Source organism: Pseudomonas sp. MIL19, assembly GCF_028680365.1.
Taxonomy (GTDB): domain Bacteria; phylum Pseudomonadota; class Gammaproteobacteria; order Pseudomonadales; family Pseudomonadaceae; genus Aquipseudomonas; species Aquipseudomonas spirodelae.
Map to the genome: position 1 here is coordinate 33165 of NZ_JAPPVG010000016.1, position 22567 is coordinate 55731.

At 58.9% G+C, this 22567-nt stretch carries 26 protein-coding genes and 1 pseudogene; 8 read left to right on the forward strand and 19 right to left on the reverse strand.

Going from position 1 to position 22567, the window contains the following annotated elements; translation table 11 throughout:
* The first annotated feature begins 332 nt into the window (after positions 1-332).
* From N1078_RS12275 to N1078_RS12310, 8 genes are all read left to right on the forward strand, one after another.
* A complete protein-coding gene (locus tag N1078_RS12275; RefSeq protein ID WP_274088461.1) occupies positions 333-1367 on the forward strand; it encodes a sensor domain-containing diguanylate cyclase in 1035 nt (344 codons plus the stop codon).
* A gap of 227 nt (positions 1368-1594) precedes the next feature.
* Complete coding sequence (locus N1078_RS12280; protein ID WP_274088462.1) at positions 1595-1867, forward strand: hypothetical protein; 273 nt, start codon at positions 1595-1597, stop codon at positions 1865-1867.
* A gap of 94 nt (positions 1868-1961) precedes the next feature.
* On the forward strand, positions 1962-2930 hold the full coding sequence (locus N1078_RS12285; RefSeq protein ID WP_274088463.1) for a DUF932 domain-containing protein: 969 nt from the start codon (positions 1962-1964) through the stop codon (positions 2928-2930).
* A 102-nt stretch (positions 2931-3032) separates the two neighbouring features.
* Positions 3033-3653 (forward strand): hypothetical protein, encoded by a 621-nt coding sequence (locus N1078_RS12290; protein WP_274088464.1) that lies wholly within the window; start codon positions 3033-3035, stop codon positions 3651-3653.
* 120 nt (positions 3654-3773) lie between these two features.
* Positions 3774-4787, forward strand: a complete 1014-nt coding sequence (locus N1078_RS12295; protein WP_274088465.1) for a YqaJ viral recombinase family nuclease — start codon at positions 3774-3776, stop codon at positions 4785-4787.
* A gap of 83 nt (positions 4788-4870) precedes the next feature.
* Positions 4871-5776, forward strand: a complete 906-nt coding sequence (locus N1078_RS12300; protein WP_274088466.1) for a recombination directionality factor — start codon at positions 4871-4873, stop codon at positions 5774-5776.
* A gap of 29 nt (positions 5777-5805) precedes the next feature.
* The gene (gene radC / locus N1078_RS12305) at positions 5806-6303 is read left to right on the forward strand and encodes a RadC family protein (protein ID WP_274088467.1); all 498 of its coding nucleotides are present in this window, start codon (positions 5806-5808) and stop codon (positions 6301-6303) included.
* A 9-nt stretch (positions 6304-6312) separates the two neighbouring features.
* On the forward strand, positions 6313-6486 hold the full coding sequence (locus N1078_RS12310; RefSeq protein WP_274088468.1) for a hypothetical protein: 174 nt from the start codon (positions 6313-6315) through the stop codon (positions 6484-6486).
* 103 nt (positions 6487-6589) lie between these two features.
* Here the strand turns inward: N1078_RS12310 and N1078_RS19680 are convergent.
* The 19 genes and pseudogenes from N1078_RS19680 to N1078_RS12400 all read right to left on the reverse strand — a co-directional run.
* A pseudogene (locus N1078_RS19680) lies at positions 6590-6700 on the reverse strand (type I restriction enzyme endonuclease domain-containing protein); the annotation flags it as partial.
* A 147-nt stretch (positions 6701-6847) separates the two neighbouring features.
* The gene (locus tag N1078_RS12315) at positions 6848-7186 is read right to left on the reverse strand and encodes a 2Fe-2S iron-sulfur cluster-binding protein (RefSeq protein ID WP_274088469.1); all 339 of its coding nucleotides are present in this window, start codon (positions 7184-7186) and stop codon (positions 6848-6850) included.
* A 12-nt stretch (positions 7187-7198) separates the two neighbouring features.
* Positions 7199-7654, reverse strand: coding sequence for a GlcG/HbpS family heme-binding protein (locus N1078_RS12320; RefSeq protein WP_051939144.1), 456 nt, complete (start codon positions 7652-7654; stop codon positions 7199-7201).
* Entirely contained in the window at positions 7651-8079 is a 429-nt protein-coding gene (locus N1078_RS12325; RefSeq protein ID WP_038606386.1) for a tautomerase family protein, read from the reverse strand. The genes N1078_RS12320 and N1078_RS12325 overlap by 4 nt, the downstream gene beginning before the upstream one ends.
* A gap of 59 nt (positions 8080-8138) precedes the next feature.
* Positions 8139-8888: an SDR family oxidoreductase gene (locus N1078_RS12330; protein ID WP_274088470.1), complete on the reverse strand. Its 750-nt coding sequence runs from the start codon at positions 8886-8888 to the stop codon at positions 8139-8141.
* Positions 8889-8943: 55 nt separating this feature from the next.
* Positions 8944-9999 carry a 4-hydroxy-2-oxovalerate aldolase gene (gene dmpG, locus N1078_RS12335; RefSeq protein WP_274088471.1) on the reverse strand — a complete coding sequence of 352 codons (1056 nt, stop codon included), beginning with the start codon at positions 9997-9999 and terminating at the stop codon, positions 8944-8946.
* Positions 9999-10913, reverse strand: coding sequence for an acetaldehyde dehydrogenase (acetylating) (locus tag N1078_RS12340; protein ID WP_274088472.1), 915 nt, complete (start codon positions 10911-10913; stop codon positions 9999-10001). Before N1078_RS12340 ends, dmpG begins: the two co-directional genes overlap by 1 nt.
* The gene (locus N1078_RS12345; RefSeq protein ID WP_274088473.1) at positions 10910-11119 is read right to left on the reverse strand and encodes a tautomerase family protein; all 210 of its coding nucleotides are present in this window, start codon (positions 11117-11119) and stop codon (positions 10910-10912) included. Before N1078_RS12345 ends, N1078_RS12340 begins: the two co-directional genes overlap by 4 nt.
* 24 nt (positions 11120-11143) lie before the next feature.
* Complete coding sequence (gene dmpH, locus N1078_RS12350) at positions 11144-11947, reverse strand: 2-oxo-3-hexenedioate decarboxylase (RefSeq protein WP_274088474.1); 804 nt, start codon at positions 11945-11947, stop codon at positions 11144-11146.
* On the reverse strand, positions 11944-12741 hold the full coding sequence (gene dmpE / locus N1078_RS12355; RefSeq protein ID WP_274088475.1) for a 2-oxopent-4-enoate hydratase: 798 nt from the start codon (positions 12739-12741) through the stop codon (positions 11944-11946). The genes dmpH and dmpE overlap by 4 nt, the downstream gene beginning before the upstream one ends.
* 7 nt (positions 12742-12748) lie before the next feature.
* Positions 12749-14209: a 2-hydroxymuconic semialdehyde dehydrogenase gene (locus tag N1078_RS12360; protein ID WP_274088476.1), complete on the reverse strand. Its 1461-nt coding sequence runs from the start codon at positions 14207-14209 to the stop codon at positions 12749-12751.
* Between the two features lie 213 nt (positions 14210-14422).
* A complete protein-coding gene (locus N1078_RS12365; protein WP_274088477.1) occupies positions 14423-15481 on the reverse strand; it encodes an NADH:ubiquinone reductase (Na(+)-transporting) subunit F in 1059 nt (352 codons plus the stop codon).
* Positions 15482-15491: 10 nt separating this feature from the next.
* Entirely contained in the window at positions 15492-15848 is a 357-nt protein-coding gene (locus N1078_RS12370; protein ID WP_274088478.1) for a phenol hydroxylase subunit P4, read from the reverse strand.
* 67 nt (positions 15849-15915) lie between these two features.
* Positions 15916-17436, reverse strand: a complete 1521-nt coding sequence (locus N1078_RS12375) for a YHS domain-containing protein (RefSeq protein WP_274088479.1) — start codon at positions 17434-17436, stop codon at positions 15916-15918.
* Positions 17437-17451: 15 nt separating this feature from the next.
* Complete coding sequence (locus N1078_RS12380) at positions 17452-17721, reverse strand: MmoB/DmpM family protein (RefSeq protein WP_131700732.1); 270 nt, start codon at positions 17719-17721, stop codon at positions 17452-17454.
* 9 nt (positions 17722-17730) lie between these two features.
* A complete protein-coding gene (locus N1078_RS12385; protein WP_274088480.1) occupies positions 17731-18723 on the reverse strand; it encodes an aromatic/alkene monooxygenase hydroxylase subunit beta in 993 nt (330 codons plus the stop codon).
* A 47-nt stretch (positions 18724-18770) separates the two neighbouring features.
* A complete protein-coding gene (locus N1078_RS12390; protein WP_274088481.1) occupies positions 18771-19064 on the reverse strand; it encodes a phenol hydroxylase subunit in 294 nt (97 codons plus the stop codon).
* A 9-nt stretch (positions 19065-19073) separates the two neighbouring features.
* Positions 19074-20003: a catechol 2,3-dioxygenase gene (locus tag N1078_RS12395; RefSeq protein ID WP_274088482.1), complete on the reverse strand. Its 930-nt coding sequence runs from the start codon at positions 20001-20003 to the stop codon at positions 19074-19076.
* 433 nt (positions 20004-20436) lie between these two features.
* Positions 20437-22131, reverse strand: coding sequence for a sigma-54-dependent Fis family transcriptional regulator (locus N1078_RS12400; protein WP_274088483.1), 1695 nt, complete (start codon positions 22129-22131; stop codon positions 20437-20439).
* Positions 22132-22567 lie beyond the last annotated feature (436 nt).

Consider the following 22567-nt stretch of genomic DNA (forward strand, 5'->3'; position numbering starts at 1 on the left):
GGTCGAAATCACTGGACTGAATTGAGCTGAAACGAGCAGGCGAAGAGAGCGGTGGCCTGTACTAAGCGGCTTTGGCACGAACCGAAACGCTCAAAGGCGGGTTCACATCCCACATCGCTGGATGTGGCAAATTGCGCAGCGTGGATTGCCTGAAGTCAAAGTCCACTTCTGGCCGACTCCAGCCTGACGAGACAGGCGACTCCCGGCCACAAGCGGTCATCTGCCGTCTACAAAATCCGTGGCGATTCAGTCGTTCTTAAAATGTTCATGTCTGGCCGAAAGTAGCTAATTGATCGACAATTAATATACCCCTTTGCTACCGGCACGCCGAAATGGATCAGATACTTTCGATTCTCTCCGAAACCATCCCCAAAGCCCGTACTCTGGAGCAGCTCACACGGCCCTTGCTGAGCCTGCTCAGCAAAGTCACTGGTATGGAATCGACCTACCTAACGACCATTGATACCGATGCAGGCGTCCAGCGTGTCGAGTTCGCCCGCAACGTCGGTGACATGGTTATCCCTGAAGGGCTGGTCGTGCCATGGGAAGATACGCTGTGCAAGCGGGCACTGGACGAGAACCGCATGTACTCGGACAACGTTGCTGAGTGCTGGGGTGACTCAGAGGCCGCAGCAGCTTTGGGCATCAGGACCTATGTGAGCGCGCCTATCAGATCGCTGGATGGACGTGTACTGGGTACAATCTGTGCCGCCAGCTCAGATCAGGTGGCCCGCACTCCAGACGTGGAGCCACTGCTGATGCTGCTCTCTGGGTTGCTGAGCTACTCCCTAGAACGTGAGCTGCTGGTGGAGCGACTTCAAGTCGCCAACGCCGAGTTGGCAACACTGGCGTTGATAGACCCCCTGACCGGCCTGTCCAACAGGCGTGCCATCCTAAACGATATCGTTCGCTTGTTCGCCCAGGCCAAGCGAGAGAACACTTACCTGCTAGTTGGGGTCATCGATCTGGATGGCTTCAAGCTCATCAACGACACCTACGGTCACCAAGCTGGAGACCAGTTTCTGCGTGGCGTAGCCACCCAACTGCAACATTGCCTCAGGACCAGCGATACAATCGGGCGTGTTGGTGGGGATGAGTTCATCGTAATAGCTATGAGCACTCCATTCGAACACCTGGACATGGCAAACGACATGCAGCGTGCCGCCGAGCTAATGCAGAATCGCCTGACCAACGCGACAATAGGGCGATATGGGTTAGGGCAAGATATTGGCGATATCGACTACATCGGCGCAAGCGTCGGTGTAGTGGCGGTGATGCCGGACAGCATGACTGCGGACGAGGCAGTCATGCTGGCAGACCGCGAAATGTACAAGGTGAAGCAACAACGTAAACATCAAAAATTGTAGAAACCATTCTGCAAAGTGAATCACCAACTTTTGTAGATACCAGATGACTGCTTTTGGCCGACTCCAGCCCGTTGCGCCTTTGGTTACGCAGCTGCAAAGCAGCCATTCGATCCGAAAAAATCTCAACCACACATTACTGCAATGACATCACCACCAAAGAGGCTTGACCCATGTCATTGCACTGTCCTCGCTGTCATTCTCCCAAAGTTGCTTCATTCCATCAGGCCATGAAAGTCGGCGCAGCCATCGGCACCGTAGGCGGCGTTGCGCGTGGTGTCAGCGCTGCACTGGCTGGCGGCCAAGCAGGTGCGCTGATTGGCACTATCGCAGGGCCTTTCGGCGTCACTCTCGGTTACGTATCAGGTGCCATCCTTGGCGGCCTAGCCGGCGGGGTTGGCGGTTGTGCGCTCGGCGCGCAGCTGGGCGATACGCTCGACCGCCATGTATTGGCCCACAACCTCTGCTTGCTCTGCGGTCATCGCTTCAACCTGCCGGCCTGATTTCGGCACCACCTCCCCTTCATGTCAATCGTCCGGACGGTGCTGCGCTGTGCGCGGCGCTTTATGCCGGCCTGCAACCAAAGGAATCTCAACTATGGCTCATCTCGTCGAAACTATTGCCTACGCTGGCGCTGCTCCGTGGCATGGCCTGGGCAATCAACTCACGCAAAAACAACCCATCGAAGTCTGGCAACGCGAAGCCGGCATGGACTGGCAGATCCAGGAAAGCCCTGTGCATTTCAAATCTGACAGCATCGGCCCGCTGGGCGCTATCCACTCGTTCCCTGAGCAGAAGGTGCTGTTCCGCTCGGACACTAAGGCACCGCTGTCGGTGGTTTCCAACCGTTATCACACGGTGCAGCCGCGCGAGGTGCTGGAGTTCTACCGGGATCTCACCGAGGTCTCTGGATACGAGCTGGAAACGGCTGGTGTGCTCAAGGGTGGACGCAAGTTCTGGGCGCTGGCACGTACCGGTCAAGGCGCTGCAATAAAGGGTCATGACCAGGTAAACGGCTATCTGCTGCTGGCCACATCCTGCGACGGCACCCTTGCCACCACTGCAACGCCCACAACGGTGCGTGTGGTGTGCAACAACACCCTGACCATTGCCCTGGACGGCACCAGCCGTGCGATTAAGGTGCCGCACAACACGCGCTTTGACTCAACGGTGGTGAAGAAACAGCTCGGCATCGCCGTCTCGCAATGGGACGATTTTATGTACCGCATGCGTGCGCTGGCTGAGCGCAAAGTGCAATGGCATGAAGCGCTGGGCTTCTTTATGAACGTGTTGTGCGAGACCAGTCCAACCAGCGTAATGCCAGAGGTCTTACCCAACGAACGCGCGCTTCGCAAGGTCCAGGAACTGTACGAAGGTCGTGGCCGTGGCAGTCAGCTCGACTCGGCACGTGGCACCGCCTGGGGCCTACTCAATGCCGTCACCGAGTACGTCGACCACGAACGCCGTGCGCGCAGCAACGAGTACCGCATGGACTCGGCCTGGTTCGGCCAGGGCGCGCAGATCAAGCAGCGCGCACTGGACAGCGCGTTGAAACTGGCCGCTTAGCCACACGACAGCAGTCACCCGGCCGACTTCGCCGGGTGGCTGTTCGACGCCAAACTGAAGTTCGTCGATACTGACCGCTCATCATCTAGAAGGAACTTAACCGTGAAACAGATCGCTATCGTTGCCCTACTCGCGCTGATCATCAGCGGATGCGACACCCCCAAAGAAGAGACTGCTCAGGCCACACAAACCCCAGCAATGTGTGCCAAAGACACCGACTGCAAAGGCGACCGCATCTGCGAGAGCGGACAGTGCACGTCACCAGCGGCACAGCCCCTGATTGCGGCAAAACCTGAGCCCCTCCAACCTGCAGCCCCCAGCGTTGCTTATGAAACCGTGCTGGTTTCTGACAGCGAAACAGGCCCATTCACGGTCACGTCCATAGAGGGTGGAAACGCCATTTATTACCCTTCCAGGGCTGGCGCTATGAACCTGCTTGAGTCGGTCGTTGAGTACCCAGATGGCACAGGCTATGTGGTGATTGAAAAGGCTTATGCCTTTGGGCCGACTAAGTACGTGCTGATTGTCTCGACAGGGGAAAACGGTATGTCCTGCCCCGCGTCGACCTACGTCCTTAGCTTCGACACACAAAGCGAGTATGTCGACGGCAGAGCCAGGATTGATGGCTGCTCGGAAATTGTCGAGGCCTTTGCTGACGGCAACAAGCTGAGCATTAAGAAAGAGGGTGAAACCACCGTCGTTTTCAACGGCAAGGTGATGTAACCACCCAGCCTATTTAACGCCCCATCTTTGCCCGCTATAGCCGGGTTAAAGAATCACTCCCCAAACACCCTGTGAAGGCAGCCTTCACAGGGTGTTTTTTTATGCCCGTGAGGTAACCACATGAAAGCCACTTCATCGAACGGCAACACCAGCAGCACCAGCAAGCCGCGCCCGGCGCTGCGCCTGATCAGCACAAAGGAACTACCACGTGAAGATTGGTTGGCGGTGCGTAAACAGGGTATCGGCAGCTCGGATGCCGGCGCAGCCGTTGGCCTCAACCCCTATAAATCTCAGCTCGAACTGTGGATGGAGAAAACCGGTCGTGACACCACGTTACCGAAGGCCGATCCGCACGACGAAGAAAGCCCAATGTACTGGGGAAATGTGCTGGAACCGGTGGTGGCCTGGCATTACAGCAAGCGCACGGAAAAGAAGGTGCGGCGTATCAACGCCGTGCTGCAACACCCAGATCCTGAGCTGTCCTGGATGCTGGCCAACATCGACCGCGAGGTTATTGGTGCTGACGACGTGCAGATCCTCGAATGCAAGACGGCCGGCATAAACGGCGCACGCCTCTGGAAAGAAGGCGTGCCTGAATATGTGCAACTGCAGGTCATGCACCAGCTCGCTGTCACCGGCAAGCAGGCGGCAGATGTAGCAGTACTGCTGGGTGGCCAGACACTGGAGATCCACCGCATCGAACGGGACGAGCAGATGATTGCTCGCCTGATCGAGCTGGAGCGCAAGTTCTGGCACTACGTCGAGACCGACACGCCGCCGCCTGCTGATGGCTCAGCGTCGGCCGAAATGGCACTGCGCGCGCTCTACCCGGAGGACAGCGGCCAGACCGTCGACTTCAGTGGCCGTGCCGGTTTGGCAGCGGCCTACCTGGAACTCAAGGCGGTGCGCCAATCCATCAGCGAGAAGGAAACGCGCGAAGCCCAGCTCAAGCAGATGCTGCAACAAGCCATGGGTGATGCCACCCGCGCGGAGTTCAGCCACGGCTTTATCAGCTGGAAGAAATCCAAGGACAGCATCGTCTTGGATGTCGAAAGCATGCTTAAGGACAAACCTTACCTGCAAGCGCGTTACAGCAAAACCAAGCAAGGCAGTCGGCGCTTCCTGATCGGCTAATCCCCCCTCATCCCCACCCCCTTGGCCAGTCCATGCAGATAGCGCTGCGTGGCTGGCCTTTTTTTGTTTGCAGGAGAACCACCATGCTCAAAGGTCTAGCAATCACCCCGCCAGTACTTGGGCGGATTTCTATCGGTAAGGTCATCGAGAAAAACGGCAAGCGCCTGCCGGAAAAGGATGATCAATTCACCATCACCTCACAGGTGCAAGGCAAGGACGGCTGGCTGCTGCATCCGCTCAATGACGAGCTGCGCAAAAGTCAGGAAGACAAACTGCGCAGCATCCCGGTGCGCCTGCTGTTCAACGAACCGGAACTGAACTTTCGCGCTGACTACACGCTGTTTGATCGACAGACCGGGCGGCCGTTGTGCGTCGGTAATGGCGAGACGTGTAAGCGAGTTACCCAGGACGGCATGCAATCACTGCCCTGCCCTTCGCCGGATGCCTGCCCACTGGCCAAAGGCGGTGCCTGTAAGCCTTACGGCCGGCTGAACGTGCTGATCGGTGATGACGATCCTTTGGGCAGTTTTGTGTTCCGCACAACCGGCTTCAACAGTATCCGCACCCTGGCTGCTCGGCTGCATTACTTCCAGGCTATCTCGGGTAACCGCTTGGCCTGCCTGCCGTTGGAGTTGCGTTTACGTGGCAAGTCGACTCGGCAAAGTCACGGCACACCGATCTTTTACGTCGACCTCACGGTACGTGGCGACATCGACATGAGTGAAGCGCTACGCGTTGCCAATGAGCTGGATGAGCAACGGCAAGCTGCTGGTTTCGATCAGGCTGCGCTGGATGAGGCGGCACGTCGAGGCTTTGGCAACGGTGCGTTCGAGGACAGCGAGGAAGACAGTGGCGCAGTGATAGAGGAATTCTTCTGTGCTGAAGGCGCAGAACAGCCAACAACCAAACCCACTCCGCAGCCAAGCGGAAAACCTAGCCTGGCTGAGAAACTGGAAAGCCAATGCCAGCACCAATCCCTTAACGCCTGAAACCGGCCAGCCGACCCATGGAGCACGAGATGAAACTGCACAAGCTAAAAGCCGGTGAAGCCGCTGGCACCTACCTGGTCGAGTCTCCGGTGAGCGAGGCCGACATCCTGCTGATGGCCAAACAGCTGGCCAGCCAACGCCTGCGCCGGGGACGGCAACTGACGGCACCACGGGACGTATTCAGTCATCTGCAGGCGCTACTCGAAGGCTACGAGCACGAGGTCTTTGCCCTGCTGATGCTGGATTGTAAGCACCGGATCATTACCTTTCACGAGCTGTTCCGGGGCACCTTGGACGGAGCAAGCGTCTACCCCCGGGAGATCGTTAAAGTCGCCTTGAAACACAACGCTGCTGCCGTGATCCTGGTGCACAACCATCCCTCCGGCGATCCCGAACCCAGCCAGGCGGACCGCACGCTGACCGACAAACTAAAGGAGGCGCTGAATCTGGTCGGAGTTCAGACGTTGGATCACATCATCGTGGGACACGAAGGCTGTGTGTCATTGGCGGAACAGGGCTACCTATAAGGAGGCGATATGACGCTACTGTTACGCATGGTCGCAGCCGTGATTGTGTTTGCCGGCATCCTCGCTGGCTGCCTGGCGATGTTGCTGGTGGCGGTTCTGATGGTGCGCTTTGTGCCGCTGTTGATTGCGGTGGTGCTGGCGTGCTGGATCTACCGGAACCTGCAAACCCGAACACCTATATAACCCTTATATAAGTGCGGGCAGTCGAAAGGCTGCCCGCACCGGCTCCGATTTTTCTTTTGCTCTGAACACTAGGCTGCTCAGCGAGCCCGCCTTGCATACACGCCTCACACAGCGTTTCAGCCTGCGCCAGCACCAGCTGGGCTGCCTCTTCCTGCTGGTCGGGTGGGTATTTGTATTTACGCAGGATGCGCTTAACCATCAGCCGCAATAAAGCCATGGCCACTACCGAGCGAAACGGCTAATGCAGAGCAATGAACACACACCAGGCGCTCAGCCTCGGTGACACGCCGCATCCGCTCCCTTCCAATACTGAGCGCATGCCCGGATAGTCCATCGGCGGCACAGATGCGGCGTTGGCGGCCTATACCGGGTCAGCGCTGCAGTCCGAACCGCTGCGAGCCCTGCACACTGTTTTCTTCATTTTGCCGAGCACCTGTACACACAAGTCGCTGTGTGGCATGACGCGGCAGGCCAATACCACGCCCGCAGCTTGTTCATCGGCGCTGACATGAGAGCGGCTCATGACGCCTGCGGCATAACTGCCTTCGACAATTTGCACCTTGCAGACTCCGCAGCCACCACCGCGGCAACCGACGGGGATGCCACGCCGACCCAGGCGCGCCATTCCATCGAGCACTGACTCGCACTCGTCGCAGGCGTATTGCTCGCCGGTATCTTCAATCAGGACTTGATGCTTCATCGCGCACACTCACTAAGCAGAAGTGGCCATCGGTAACAGCCCCAGGGCTTTCAGGGCGGCATTCGCGCAGATCTCGTCCTGCTCCTCAGTGCCACCGGAAACGCCGATGCCGCCAATGCAAACACCATCGAGAATGATCGGTACGCCACCACCGAGAACCACCAGGCGCGGACGACTGGTAAGGCCGATGCGCAGTCGCTCATCGTCACCGATCTTGCCCATCCACTCCTTGGTGGCAAAGCCAAAGCTGGCGGCGGTATAAGCCTTGTCGATTGCCAGCCCCTCGGAATGTAGAAAGGCTCCGTTCATGCGCAAATAGGCCAAGGTATTGCCATTGCGATCGACGACCGCCGCATTGACCTTGATCCCCAGCCGCTCGGCGCGGCTTAACGCCGACTCAACCGCAAGCGATGCACCTACCCAGCTCAAGGTGGCTATTTCATCGCAATACAGCTCTGGGGTTTTCATCCGGCCACTCCAAGCTTGGCGGCACGGGCACTGATTTCCTGCTCGCGCAATGCATCGGCACCCAACCCGCCGATGGACCAGTCCTGCGGTTCGACGCGGGTACACCTGCCGCGCACAAGTCTGCGTTCAACCTCCAGGATGTCGACCAGCAAGTTGGTAAAGCCGCTCATCAACTGCCGACGCTCGTCCAGCGGGCGCCCTTCCAGCACGATGAAGTCAAAATACGGCGCATGCAGGCCGTTAGCGCTGACAACGTCACCGGCCACGGCGCACTCATCTGCCGCATGCAGGGTGACAAACGCCCGTACTCGCTCTATGGGGGACTCCAGCACCTGGCTGTAAAGCTGAGAGGCGGCTTTTAACAGCTGGACTTTTTGCTCGGCCGAACAATGGCCTTGCACAAGGTGAAAGTTCACGACTGGCATATTGACGATCTCGCTAGATGTTCTTGGATTTATTAGCTAACAGCTCGACCCGGAAACACTCAGGGCAAACCACGACGGCGGCCGGAATCCAGCATCAGGGTCGAGCCCGTCATCGCATCGGCCTCGGACGCCAGCAGAAGGCTCACGGCCCAGGCCACTTGTTCTGGCGTGGTAAAAGCGCCGATCGAGGACTCCTGACACATCTCCTGCAACACCTCCTCGGCACTGATGCCACGCTGCCGGCCACGGTCGGCCGCCACCCTGTGCAAACGCTCGGTGTCGGCTGGCCCCGGAGCAAGCAAGTGAGCGGTCACCCCGCGCGAGCCATAAGCCAGACTCAGCTGACGCACGGCATTGACCAGCGCCGCATTGGCAATCCCAGCCGATGCTGCATAGGCCGTGGGCTCAAAACCGTAGTGACCGCCGATGGCGACCAGACGCGAGCCTTTTACCAGGCGTTCATCCACCGCCCGGGTCAGCCGCAACAAGCCGCCGACCTTGATATTCACCGCATCCACCAGCGCCGAGGTCGGTGCATCGATAATGCCGCCGACCACCGCCACACCTGGGCCATGGACGATCATTCGTACTGGCCGATCCAGCACCGCGCGAATCTGCTCCACAGCCTCATCACTGGCGATGTCGGCCACACAGGGAATCAGCCCAGGATTCAGGCTGGCCAGTTCATCCAGCGCCGCTGCGCTGCGCGCAACCGCCACAACATCCAGGCCGTTGGCACACAGTCGAGCCACTATCCGCTGACCAAAAGCACCAGTAGCGCCGACCACCACGGCCAATTCTTTGTCCATATTCATCATCCGCCCCCGCTACAAGTAAGGTGCTGCCGCGCATACCCTGGAACCGTCACGTGGGCAGCACAACTCCACGCTCCCGAGCCATGGTCATGGCAGTGTCCGGAATCATGTCTTCCTGACCGCCGATCATTTTCTTGCGGCCCAACTCGACCAGGATGTCGCGCGCAGGAACACCAAACTGCTGGCTGGCGCGCTTGGCGTGCAGCAGGAAGGTGGAGTAGACGCCGGCATAGCCGAGGGTCAGCGACTCACGGTCAACCCGCACAATGTGCTCCATCATCGGCACGATGATGTCTTCGGCCACGTCCATCAGCTTGAACAAATCAGTGCCGGTTTCGATGCCCATTCGTTCGCACACAGCAGCGAAGACTTCCAGCGGTGTATTGCCAGCACCCGCGCCAAGGCCGGCAACTGATCCATCAATGCGGCTCGCACCCGCCTCGATGGCGGCAATCGAGTTGGCCACACCCATGCCCAGGTTGTGGTGGCCGTGGAAACCAATCTCGGTCTCAGGATTGAGCACTTCACGCAGAGCGCCAATACGAGCCTTCACATCCTCAGGTAGCATGTAACCGGCCGAGTCGGTGACATACACCGTCTGCGCACCGTAGGACTCCATCAGCTTGCCCTGCTTGGCGATGCCGGCCGCATCATTGAGGTGCGCCATCATCAGAAAGCCGGTGGTGTCCATGCCCAGCTTGCGGGCATAGGCGATGTGCTGGGGCGAGGTGTCCGCCTCGGTGCAATGGGTAGCCACGTGCACGCTGCGCGCGCCGCAATCGTAAGCCGAGTGCAGCTCGGCCATGGTGCCGAGACCCGGAATCAGCAGCACGGAAACCTTGGCCTGCTTCATCAGCGGTGCTACCGCGCTGATGTATTCCTCGTTGGTGTGCGGGGCAAAGCCATGCTGCAACGAGTTGCCACCCAGGCCACCACCATGGGTGACCTGAATGTACGGCACACCGGCAGCATCCAGCGCGGTGGCGACCTTGACCATCTGCTCGACACTGATCTGCTCACGCTTGGCGTGCATGCCATCACGCAGGCACATGTCATGCAGGATTACCTTGCGGCCCTTGAGGCTCGAATTGTTGGACTGGCTCATTACGCGACCTCCGGTGCTTTAAGTTGAATGTTGCCGGCGAGGATTTCCTCAGCAAACATTTCTGCGGTACGCGTGGCGGCTGCGGTCATGATGTCCAGGTTACCGGCATAGGTCGGCAGGTAGTCACCCAGGCCTGCAACCTCCATGAACACCGATACCTTCTTGCCGTCAAAAACAGGCCCGTTGACCAGGCGGTAGCCCGGCACGTACTTCTGCACCTCGGTGATCATCTGCAGAATCGACTCGGTGATCCGGGTTCTATCCGGCTCGTCATCCGTCAGGCAGTAGATGGTGTTACGCATCATCATCGGCGGTTCGGCCGGATTGATAATGGCCAGCGCCTTGCCCTTGCGCGCCCCACCGACTTTCTCGATGGCGCGTGAGGTGGTGTTGGTGAACTCATCCAGATTGGCACGGGTTCCAGGGCCAATCGACTTGGACGAAAGGCTGGCGACAATCTCGGCGTACTCGACACCTTGAATGCGCGAGACGGCGTTGACCACGGGAATGGTGGCCTGGCCGGCGCAAGAGATCATGTTGACGTTCATCGCCAGCTTATCCGCGTGTTCGCGCAGGTTCACCGGCGGCACGCACAGCGGCCCGATAGCCGCTGGCGTAAGGTCAATCATCAATACGCCGAGCGCGTTGAGTTTGCGGCTGTTTTCGGCATGCACATAGGCACTGGTGGCATCGAAAGCAATCTGAATACCATCTTCCAGCACATGTGGCAGCAGGCCATCGACACCTTCATGGGTGGTTTTCAAGCCCATTTCACGGGCACGCAGCAGGCCCTCGGATTCCGGGTCGATGCCAACCATCCAGACCGGCTCAAGCACCGGGCTACGCATGATTTTGTAGATCAGATCAGTGCCGATGTTGCCCGATCCGATAAGTGCACATTTGATCTTTTTCACTGGGCCCGCTCCTTTTTCGCGTCGCGCTGGGTCTTGGTCATACCGCCGACATAAAACTCTTCCTGACCGTGTTCGGTGATCAGGATGCGAACGGTTTCGACTGGGCAATCCAAGCTCGAACTGACCGCCTGGGTCACTGCGGCCGCGACCCGTTGTTTTTGCTCGTCGGTACGGCCGATAACCATGTGCATTTCGATGATTGGCATGGGGAAGTCTCTTGGCTTGTTCTGTTAGTCGACGAAACGCATTGATACGCTGCCCAACTCCTGGAAGCGGGCTACGACACTGTCACCGGGCTTCACCGCAATGGCTTCGGTAATCGCGCCACTCATGACAAAGCTGCCGGCGGGCAGCACTTCACCCAGCTCGGCCAGAATGTTCACCACCATGGCGATGGCTTCTGCCGGGTGGCCGAGCACCGCGGCGGACGCGCCCATGGCAACCATCTCGCCGTTGATCTCGATCACCACGCCGAGGGTGCGCAGGTCGATGTCTTCGACATAGCGCGCCCGGCCACCGCCAACGAAACGCGCGGAAGAGGAGTTGTCGGCGATCACGCTTTCCAGATCAAACTTGAAGCCGGAGAACCGCGAGTCGATGATTTCCACCGCTGGCAGCACATAGTCAGTGGCCGCCAGCACCTGTTCGGCGGTGCAATTGGGGCCGCGCAGCTCGTCCTTCATGACAAACGCCACTTCGCACTCGACACGCGGGTGGATCAGGTCGGCCACTGAGATGGCAGAGCTTTCCGGGCGCGCCATGCGGTCGGTGAGAAAACCGACTGAAGGTACGTCAACGCCCATCTGCACCATTTTGGCTTTGGAGGTCAGCCCGGCCTTCCAGCCGATAAGTTTATGGCCCTGCTCGATAAAGCGCCGGCGCAACTCGGTCTGCACCGCATAGCTATCGGCAATGGTAATGCTTGGGTATTCATTGGTCAGCTTGGGAATGGCATAGGCGCGAGTTTGTGCGCCTTCAACCCGCTCGCTCAGACGAACGATATCCTCGCGAGAAAGTGTCAGTTTGCTGTTCATGCCGCGCTCCTCCCGGAAAATTTCACCCGGCAACTACCAAGCCCACCGACGGTACATACCAACTCGTCGCCATCAACCACCGGCACCAATGCCGATTGCGAGCCGGAGAGAATCACCTCACCCGCCTTGAACGGGATACCCAACTCACCCAGGGTGTTGGCCAGCCAAGCCACGGCATTCGCCGGGGAACCCTGCACCGCAGCCCCGACGCCGGTGGAGAACAGTTCGCCGTTCTTCTCCAGCACCATGCCAGCCAGGGTGATGTCCAACTTGCGTGGGTCGCCTTTGGTCTTACCCAGCACGAATACGCCGCAGGAGGCGTTGTCCGCCACGGTGTCCTGAATCTTGATCTGCCAGTTCTCGATGCGCGAATCGACGATTTCGAAGCACGGCAGCACATAATCGGTGGCGCGAATCACGTCCATGGCAGTAATCCCCGGCCCTTTCAGGTCGTGCTTGAGGACGAAGGCCAGTTCGGCCTCGGCCTTGGGCTGGATCATCTGGCTGAGGTCGATGGTGTCGCCTTCAGCGAACAGCATGGCCGAGGTGAGCATGCCGAAGTCCGGCTGATAGACACCAAGAAAATCCTGCACCGGTTTGCTGGTGGCACCGATCTTTTTGCCGATGATAGTTTCTCCAGCAGCCAGACGACGTGCGACAAAACGCTCCTGAATCCGGTAAGCATCCTCGATGCTGATCTCCGGCTCACGACTGAGCAGTGGTGCAATTGCCCGACGGGTGATGAATGCCTGATAAAGCTCTTCGCCGTACTGCTCGATCTTTTGCTTGTCCATAAGTGCCTCAGAGTTTTACGCAGACGTTGCGGGTTTCGGTGTAGAACTCCAGCGAATGCACGCCGCCTTCACGACCGATGCCCGATTGCTTGGAGCCGCCAAATGGGGTGCGCAGGTCACGCAGGAACCAGCTGTTGATCCAGGTGATACCCACATCGATACGCCCAGCCATGCGGTGAGCACGCGCCAGGTTGCTGGTCCAGATGGTGGTCGAAAGGCCGTAATCGGTGGCGTTGGCCTTTTGCACCACTTCGTCTTCGCTATCGAACGGCGAGATATGGCAGCAAGGCCCGAAGATTTCTTCCTGCACCACCGCAGCGGTTTCCGGCAGGCCGGTCCAGATGGTCGGCTGCACCCAGGCGCCGCCGGCCAACTCGGCCGGCATCTCCGGCACGCCGCCGCCGGTGACCAGGGTGGCGCCCTCTTCCACAGCCTTGCGGTAGTAGGACAACACCTTCTGCTGGTGTTCCTGGCTGATCAGCGGGCCGAAGTTGGCGTGACGGTCATCGGGGCGGCCGTACTTGACCGCCTCGGCCTTGACCTTCAGGGCCTGGACGAAACGCTCGAAAATCGGCCGCTCGACATACACCCGCTCAGTACCCAGGCACACCTGACCGGTGTTGAGGAACACCGAGCGCGAGAAGCTTTCCACCGCCGCATCAAAGTCGGCATCTGCAAACACGATGCCGGCGTTTTTGCCGCCCAGCTCGAACGACACATCACGCATGCCTTCTGCGGCCGCCTTCATGATCGCGGTGCCGGTACGGGTCTCGCCGGTAAAGGTGATGGCATCCACTTGCGGGTGACGGGTAACGAACTCGCCCGCCGAATCCGGACCGAAACCGTGCACCACGTTGTACACACCCTTGGGAATGCCCACTGCATTCATCACTTCGCCCAGCAAGGCTGCGGTTTGCGGTGACTCTTCGGACGGCTTGACCACTACGGTGTTGCCACAGGCGAGGGCCGGACCGACCTTCCAGGTCATCAGCATGAACGGCGCATTCCATGGGCAGACCACACCGATCACGCCCTTGGGGCGACGGATCGAGTAGTTCAGCGCGCCACGGCCATCGGGCGTATCCATCTGGAAGGATTCGCTGGCGACGTTCTTGATCACGTCGGCAAACACTTTGAAGTTGGCCGCGCCGCGCGGAATGAAGACATGCTTCATCACGTGCTCGGGCTGGCCGGTGTCGGACATTTCGGCCTCGACGAAGTCGTCGAAACGGCGGGTGATCTCGTTGGCCACGCCGTACAGCAACTCGATGCGCTGATCGGTGCTCAGGCCGCCCCACTCGCCGTGCAGGGCACTGCGGGCGGCGCGGACGGCAGCATCGACTTCGCCACGACCGGCTTCACTGACCGAGCAGATGATGCGGTTATCCAGCGGGGAACGTTTGTCGAACCGCTTGCCACTGGCAGCGGCGACAAACTCACCGGCGATGAAGTTTTCAATCTGGCGCATGGGAACTCCGGGGGTATTGTTCTTTATGACTACCGGCTGCACCTGCCCAGGCCAGCCGGTATGTGTCCCTGTGTGCGAGTCTAGAAAAGCCAATCAATACCGACTAATACTTTATTTGGCCAATCCACATACCCTTAAGGTATTGAATATGGCGAATAAAAATCAGCCGTTATCCGCTCCCCGGGTAAGCACGGCGGGAGCGCAGCAGCGCGCTCAGACGGCTTTGAACAGGGGGCTGCGCACCTGCTGGGCATCGGCCGCCGAGATGAACTTCTCGGTGTAGATGTCGCGCTCAAACAGGCGCCCCTGCATCAGGGTGCTGATGCAGGAATCAATCATCAGCGGCGGCCCGCACAGGTAGGCCTTGTGCCCACGGAAATCGTTGTCGAAGTGCGCCTTGGCGGCGTCATGCACGAAACCGCGGAAGCCCTGCCAGTCCGAGTCCTCGGGTTCATGGGAGAGCGCCGGCACATAGCTGAAGTTCGCATGCTGGCGGGCCATGGCGAGAAATTCTTCGTGGTAATACAGCTCGTCACGGTTACGCTGGCCGTAGATCAGGGTGATCGGCAGCTCACAGCCTTCGGCCAGCAGATCGAGAATCATCGAGCGCGGGCTGGACAGCCCCGAGCCACCGCCCATGAAGATCACCGGCGTGCGCGCCGACTTCTTCACGAAGAAGCGCCCGTAAGGCCCAGTGATGCTCACCCGCTCGCCGACCCGCAGCTGCTCGTGGACATACGCGGTACCGCGACCGCCCGGCACGATACGGATATTCAGCTCGATTTCGCTGCCATCCGCCGGCGCGCTGGCCACCGAGAAAGCCCGACTGCCAATGCCGTCGGGCAACTGCAGGTTGATGTACTGGCCGGCCTGGAAGTGCATGCCCGCGCCGTCGAGCTTGATCCAGACGCCCTTGATCGTCGGCGTCAGGGTCTCGATGCGGCTGACCGTGCCGGCGAAATCGCGCACTGGCAGGTTTTCGGCATCCGGGTCTTCGTCGATTTCCGCCTCGATCACCAGATCGCTTTCGGCGGTGGCGCAGCAGGCCAGGCACTTCTTCTCTTCGCGCTCGAAATCCATCAGGGCAAAGCTGGAGGCTTCGCCGTGCTCGATTTCGCCATCCACCACCTGGATCTTGCAGGTGGCGCACAGGCCGTGGCAGCAGGCGTGCGGCAGGTAGATACCGGCACGCAGGGCGGCGTCGAGGATGGTCTGACCCTCCTCGATCTCGATGGTCTGGCCCAGCGGTTCAATCGTCAATTCGTAACTCATGGCCCGCCCCTCAGCTAACCGCGCAGATGCTGTTGAGACCCGGCGTCTTGAAGCGCAGCTGGTCTTTGTGGCCAATACCGTTGTCGGCCAGGCTGGCCTCGAAGTTCGGCACCCAGGGCTGGTTGCCCTTGAGCCACTGGACCGCCTGCCAGTCGACCGCGGCGGCATCCGGGTCGGCCTGCAGCAGCGGTTTGAGCGCGGTTTCCAGCAACTCGGCAAAGCGCGTCTGCGGCGGCAGACACAGCAGGAATGGGGCAGCAAACAACAGGTGGTGATCCCAGCTGACGTAAACCAGCTGCTTGCCGTTGAAGTTCTCAACGCGATCACGGGCAACGCCTACGTACTCTTTACGGGCGACTACAGGCATGGTGTTCTCCTTGTTATTGTGTCGGGGCGTGAGCGCTGCAAAAGCAATGGCCACGCCCGTCAGAGGCTTACTGGTTGGACGTAGCCATCCCGCGCCACATCTCGAAGTTGCGGCGGTCGGCGGAATCGGCGAAGTCACCGTTGTCCTGGCCGTCCTTGAGCGAGACCCAATCCATCCAGGCGCCCAGGTCGCCATTGGTCGGCGCCTGGAACAGCGCCGGCATGGGCAGCCAAGCCTGTATGTATTTCTCCGGCTCGTTCTCGAAGATGCTCTGGCAGTGATCTGAGCAGAAGTGGTACTTGTCGCCCTTGTATTCCGTTTCGCGGTGGCAGATCAGGGTCGGGTCATCCGGCTCGGTGAACACGCAAGGCAACTGACAGCACTGGCATAGTTTGGCCAGGCCGTAGTTCTTCAATGGCGTGCCTGCGGCCTCCAGCTTCTTGATGTGCTCCCAGCGCGGGCGGTAGTACTTGTCGAAGGTCGTCGGGTACTTGGCCGACAGCCATTGCAAATCTTCGTCAGAGGGAATCCAGGCGTGGAACGAGGTGCCGAAGCTCCACTGGTAGAAGCCCAGCATGAACTGGTGTGACATATGGTCGATGGCGGCTTCAGCGTCATCCCAGCTCTTTGGCGGACGAATGCCGTAGCGCGCCAGATCCTTGAACAGTGCGCCACCGTTCTCGGCGCCGTAGATTTCCCAGGCCTCGCGCCAGGACATGACACGCTTGGGCAGCATGTAATCCATCATGGTGCTGACCAAACCGAGTACGCGGAAGCCGCGCCAGAACCACTTGTCGATCCAGCCCTGGACGATCGGCAAGTTATCCGGATCCTGTTCGAGCATGAACTTGATGCACTCCAGGCCCAGGGTCATGTGCCGCGCTTCATCGGACTGCGCGGAGAAACCAAAGGTGACGGTGGCCATGTCGCCGTTATAGGCGGCACCGGACATAAACGGCACAAACAGCAGATTGGTCAGCACGTACTCGAACGAAAAGCCAATGGCGATCATGAACTCGAACGGTCCGGCAGACATGGCATCGTCAAAGAACGAGCGCGCTACCGAGGTGTACCAGATACGGTCGCGCTGATCGGCAAAGGCATGGAAGCCGTTGTAGAACTTGTTGTAGTTGGACAGCGCGTGGATCTGCGTCTGCGCATGGCGCAGCTCATCAATCGCCTGCATCTGGCAAGCCACTTGCGTACCCACGCCACGGAACTCGCGACCGGCACGAGCAAAGCCTTTGTGTGAGGAATATTCGGCGGGGCTGATGGCCTGCAGGAATATCTTCAGCGCCGACAGGTAGCGCGCATCGGTGATATTCAAGTGGCCGTTGTTCTGCGCATGGGCGTCGATGATGGCGTAGAACTTGCGCTCTTTTTCTGCCTGATATTTCCAGTAGGCATCCATGGTCAAGCGGAACGGATCTTCCCACTTGTTCCAGTCATGGATCTTCAGCCCTTCGTAGGCGATGTAGGGAAAGATTTCTTCCTCGGTGCGATACGACGGATCCCAAGCCAGGTCGCGCGTCAGCAGTCGGTACTTGTCTTTCGCATTCATCTTTTTGTTAGCGGTTTTCATGTCCATTACAAATGTCCTCGCTTAGTTGCCCCAGCTCAGGGTCAAGGAGTCTTCGTCTTCAACGACGTTGCCAGAGAGCGTGATCAAATTGACGTTCAGCTCTTGCATGTCGAAGCTGCGGCCCAGTTGTTCTTCGATGGTTTCGCGGCGGATGACTAGACGACCCGGCGCATTGATCTTGACCATGGCCGGTTCGCGATTGACGACCGCCTCGGGGTTGTCCAGTTCGATGGCCTCGATAATCGGGCGCGTTTCTTCGTTGGTTTGCAGTGCAATAAATACAGTCGACATAAAAATTCCTCAGACCACCACGCCGGTTTTATCGAGGCGGGCCTTGAAGGCAGCCAGTTGTTCACCCATGACTTCATCGGCCTGCCCGGCAAACGCCTGTTCGATCACCGGCAACAAAGCTGCTGCGGCGCGATCACGCCAAGTGATGGTCCAGGCCTGCAATTGCTCGCGGTTTTGCTCGGACTCGGCAGCAGCGACCTTCATCACCGCATCGACCCACTTGCGGGTTTCATCGAACCAGTCGCTCATGAACTGCGCGAGCATGGCCACTACCGAACCACCATTGGCCGCAAACTGCTCATCGACGATGCGCTCGTACACCAGCGGATACAGCAGTCCGTCCATGGCCACGTTCTGCGCGACAAACAGCTCTAACGGATCGCGCACGACCAGGCAGTCCTCGGTGTAACGACGCAACCCTTGCCAGGCATCACCGTCCATCCAGGCGGCCTTACCCTCCTCCAAGGCTTCGGTGCCGCCGAGCAGCAGGCCGATGCGCGACAGGTATTGGGCGATGCCCAGGTTATCCATGGCGTGGTACATGCACGGCTGGGTAAACACCGTGCCGTAGCCATAGCTACAGATGAAGGTATTGTTCAGGTTGGCGCCCCAGGCGGCATGGCGTAGCGGCACCAGCAGATTGAGCGCGCGGCGGCGCAGATCATCCGGCAGCATGTCGGCCAAACCACGGGTTTCGACGAAGCTGAAGTTGGCTTCAGTGTTTTCCTGCTGGCGGGCACGGGCCAGGGTGTAGGTGCTGTAGTAGAACTGGCGCGGGTCTTTCAGGGCATACCAGTCGCTCATCACGATCTTGGTGATACCTGCGTCGTAGAGCGCCTGATCCGGATCCCAGGTCGGCCGGTAGTGCAGGTTTTCCGCCGCCTGGATGTCGTAGCTGCCCTCCTGATAACGCGAGGCTGGTTTGTCGCCAAAGCGCCGGGCCAGGTGGTCAAACGTCTGCCGCAAGGGCTGGATGCTGACCGTGCGAAGATCGATGTGCATGTGTCTCTCCCACCGGCGCCTCACCCAGGGTGAAGCGCCCAATTCGATTAGTTTTTGAAACGAACCTGAGTAGCATCCGCCAGGCGCCAGTCCCATTGCCCCGCCTCGTCGTCCTCACCATCGACCTCAGGTAATGCCGGCATCGACTCGACCTGGTTGGTGCGACAGAACTCGTCGAACGCTTCGTGCGTCAGGATCATTTCCACGAACAACTCGGGTTCGCCGATGGCGAAGTCGAACTCGACAAAGTTGCTGCCACGGCTACCGGTGACTCGAACGAAACGCTTGCGCGTATCGAGGTCGGCCGGCTGCATGTCCAGTGACTCATCAGGCAAGTTCATGGGGCGCCCTCAGGTCACAACGGTCAGGAAGGTTTCGTGCAACTTGCGCTGTGGGTAATCGAGACCCTGGGCAAAGTTGTCATAGGTCCAGGACAGTGGCTCGTAGTCCGGATAGGGGTGGTAGCCGCCCATGAAGGTTTCAAAGCGGTTACCGGAGGGATCCCACGCATAGATGGTGCAACCGCGAGTCACGCCGTGACGGGTTGGACCGATGTCCACGTTCACTTCGTTCATCGACATGATGTCGCCGGCGCGCAACACCTGCTCCCACGACTCGAGCAGAAAGGAGCAGTGGTGCAGCTTGCCCTTCTCCGGGTACTCGACGAAGGCGATGTCATGAACCTTGTGCGAGCACGACAACCAGATGCCCATGTCGCTGTCGCCATCCGGGCTGAGCACGCGCTCGACCAGGTAAAAGCCCAGGACTTCGGTGAAGATTTTCTGCACTTCGGCAATATTCGGCCCGTACAGCAGGCAGTGGTCTAGCTGTATGGGAGCAATGCCATGCTCGCGCTGGGCATTCCAGGGGGCCGGGTTGACCTCGGAAATGCCGTTGCCGACGCAGGTTTTCTCCGCGTACAACTCGATCAGATGGCCAGACGGCAACTCGAAGCGCACGCGCTCGCCGGTTTCCAGCATCTCTCCCGCAGGGATGCGGGTCGTGGTCAGGCCGTAGGCCTGCAGATCGGCGTCGAGCTTTTCCAGGGTGGCCTTGTCCAGCACCTTGAAGCCAAAGAAATCGATACCGGCAGTATCCGCCTCGCGGATGATGTAGCAGCTGTGATCGCGTTCATCCCAGCATTTGAAATACACCCGGCCCTGGTCGTCACGCCCGGTCTCTACCAACCCCAGCACGTTGCGGTAGAAGTGGATGCCTTCTTCGAGGTTCAACACGCGTACCTGGGCATGCCCTGGACGCAATACACCTGTCATCGCCATTTGTTGTCTCCATTATTGGCTTGATGCGGTTTGCTCTACGCCGCCTTGATCGGCTGGCGAAAGCTGGATTTACAGCTTCAACCGAATAATGCAGAGATGGTGCCAACAAAGTTAAAGCATTGATCTATATGAATTTAATGAAAAATATAAGGATTTTTAGGTGCCTTGCTACGTGACGCTTCTGTCCATCACCCCCTCCAGCCTTACAAAAACGTAAGGCTAGCGCTGCGGCAAAACGCCACATATCGCGGCTACTCAGGCGCGCCGGCCAAACAACGGGGCGATTAACCGGTTACACAGGAAAAAAAAAGGCGTCGAACGACGCATCTGACACAAAACCGAACAATCTCCATGCCTTTCTCGCGCTGAGGGCGAATCGAAGTGCAATGGCGGTGCGCCGGCGAGCCCGAAAGAGCAGCGCTATACGCTTTTGTCAGGCATCAGGCATGGTATCGCCGTCCTTCAGCGTCTGCTTCACCCGGTAAGCCAGCTGCCTGCGAGTGATGCCAAGCAGACGGGCCGCGTGGGTCAGGTTGCCATTGGCACGCGCCACAGCGAGTTGTAGCAGGCGTGCCTCATGGGCCTGCAGGTCGAAGTCGTCGACCAGCAAAGCCTCATAGAGCTGGTCTTTCTTCGCCTCATCGGCATTACCGACCTTGCCCTCGCTGTCGATCGCCGCACCCGGAGCAATAACCGGGGCCATACCGGGAAACAGATGCTCCACTTCAATTTGCCCGCCAGACGGCACCAGCAACACTGCCCGTTCCACCAGGTTTTCCAGCTCGCGGACGTTGCCCGGCCAGTCGTAGGCCATAAGCCCCTGCATGGCCAGATCACTGATGCCTTGAATGCTCTTGTGATACAGCGGGGCGTACTTTTCGATCAGTACCGAAGTCAACACCGGAATATCCGACTTACGCTGACGCAGTGGCGGAATCTCCAGGGGATAGGTCGCCAGGCGGTAGTAAAGGTCAGATCGGAAACGGCCATCAGCAATCGCCTGCTGCAAATTGACGTTGGTCGCCGCCACCAGGCGTACGTTGACATTGCGCAACTTGTCGTCGCCAAGACGCTCGACTTCGCCGGTTTGCAGGACGCGCAACAGCTTGACCTGAGCAGCCGGCGACAGCTCGCCCAACTCATCGAGAAATAGCGTACCGCCATCGGCGCGCTCGAACTTGCCGGGGCGTGAAGCCTGCGCACCGGTATAGGCCCCTTTCTGTACGCCGAACAGCTCCGATTCGATCAGATCGTTGGGAATGGCGGCGCAGTTGACGGCGACGAAAGGTTTGTCGGCACGACCGCTGTTTTCGTGCAGCCACTGGGCAAACACTTCCTTGCCGACCCCGGTCTCGCCCAGCAGCAGCACTGTTATCGGGCTGTTGGCGGCCTTGCTGAGCAGACTGAAAGCGGCGCTGAACGCCGGCGAACTGCCCACCAGCTTGCCCGACGGACGCTGCTCGCGTTGGCGCCCACGCAGCTGCCATAACTCGTCTTGCAACTGCTCGAAGGATGTTTCCTGAGTTTCCGGCGACAGACAATGCTCCAGAAAATCCTCATTGCCCCACGCCTCGAGGGGACGCCCTTCCAGCATGCAGGCGGAGGCGCCACAACAGACGCACTGGGTTTCGCGAAAGATGATCACGCGTTTAAAGAAGCGAGTGACATAGCCCGATGCATAACCGGCCATATTCCAGCAGGCCGGTTCACTGCTGACACCGAACAACTGCAAATGGGATTCCGCCTCCCAGGAGTTGTCGCAATTGACTGTGCCGAAAAAGGTGCCTTCTTCCCAGTCGATTTTGGCGTCGAGAATGGTCGAGCGTACCAAGCCCTCGAACGCATGCAGCTCTGGGCCGATCTTGAATACGTCGTAGTTTTCGCCTTCACCATGAAGTTTATGCGCGAGGTCGGCATCATGCTGACCAGCTGCAAATCCCATGCGAAACAGCAGCCCCTTTGCACGATTGGGGCCAAGGGACTCAAACAGTTCCTGGCGCAAAGCACCAAAGGCTTTGGCATGCATCAACAGCATGCGGTTCTCGTCGAGCCAGATTTGCCCGCTCTCGATATTGAAGCGCAGTCGTGAACGCAAATTGAAGCGTTCGACCAGAGGTTGCTCTGCCATTTAAACCCCTAAAGCAGGCCAGCTTAGTGGCAAGGCCCTGGAATCCACCTAGCCGCTGGCATTTATTGTTGTAAGTGCGAGCTATCGTCTTCGCTTGATGGGCCTCTGTCTGTACGACTGATGCAGTACATGACAGTTTAAAATCTTGGTAAGTCTCGCCAACCAAAGGCGCAGCGCGATAACGCAGATCATCATGCCTTACCACTCAGGCCTGACCAAGCAAGCGATCATGAATCCGCCGATAAGCGCCCACTCTCTGAAACAAAATAGAGAGGGCTGCTCTGCGAGCCTCTAGACGGTTGCTGCAGCACCCTGCCCCTCGCCAGGCAGCTAAACAATTTCATGACCAGGGCATGAATATGTTGCATGTGCGCAGGTATCTGCGAATGAGCCCAGACATCAAGCACCATGAGGCTGTGGCCCCGGGCTTCTCGAT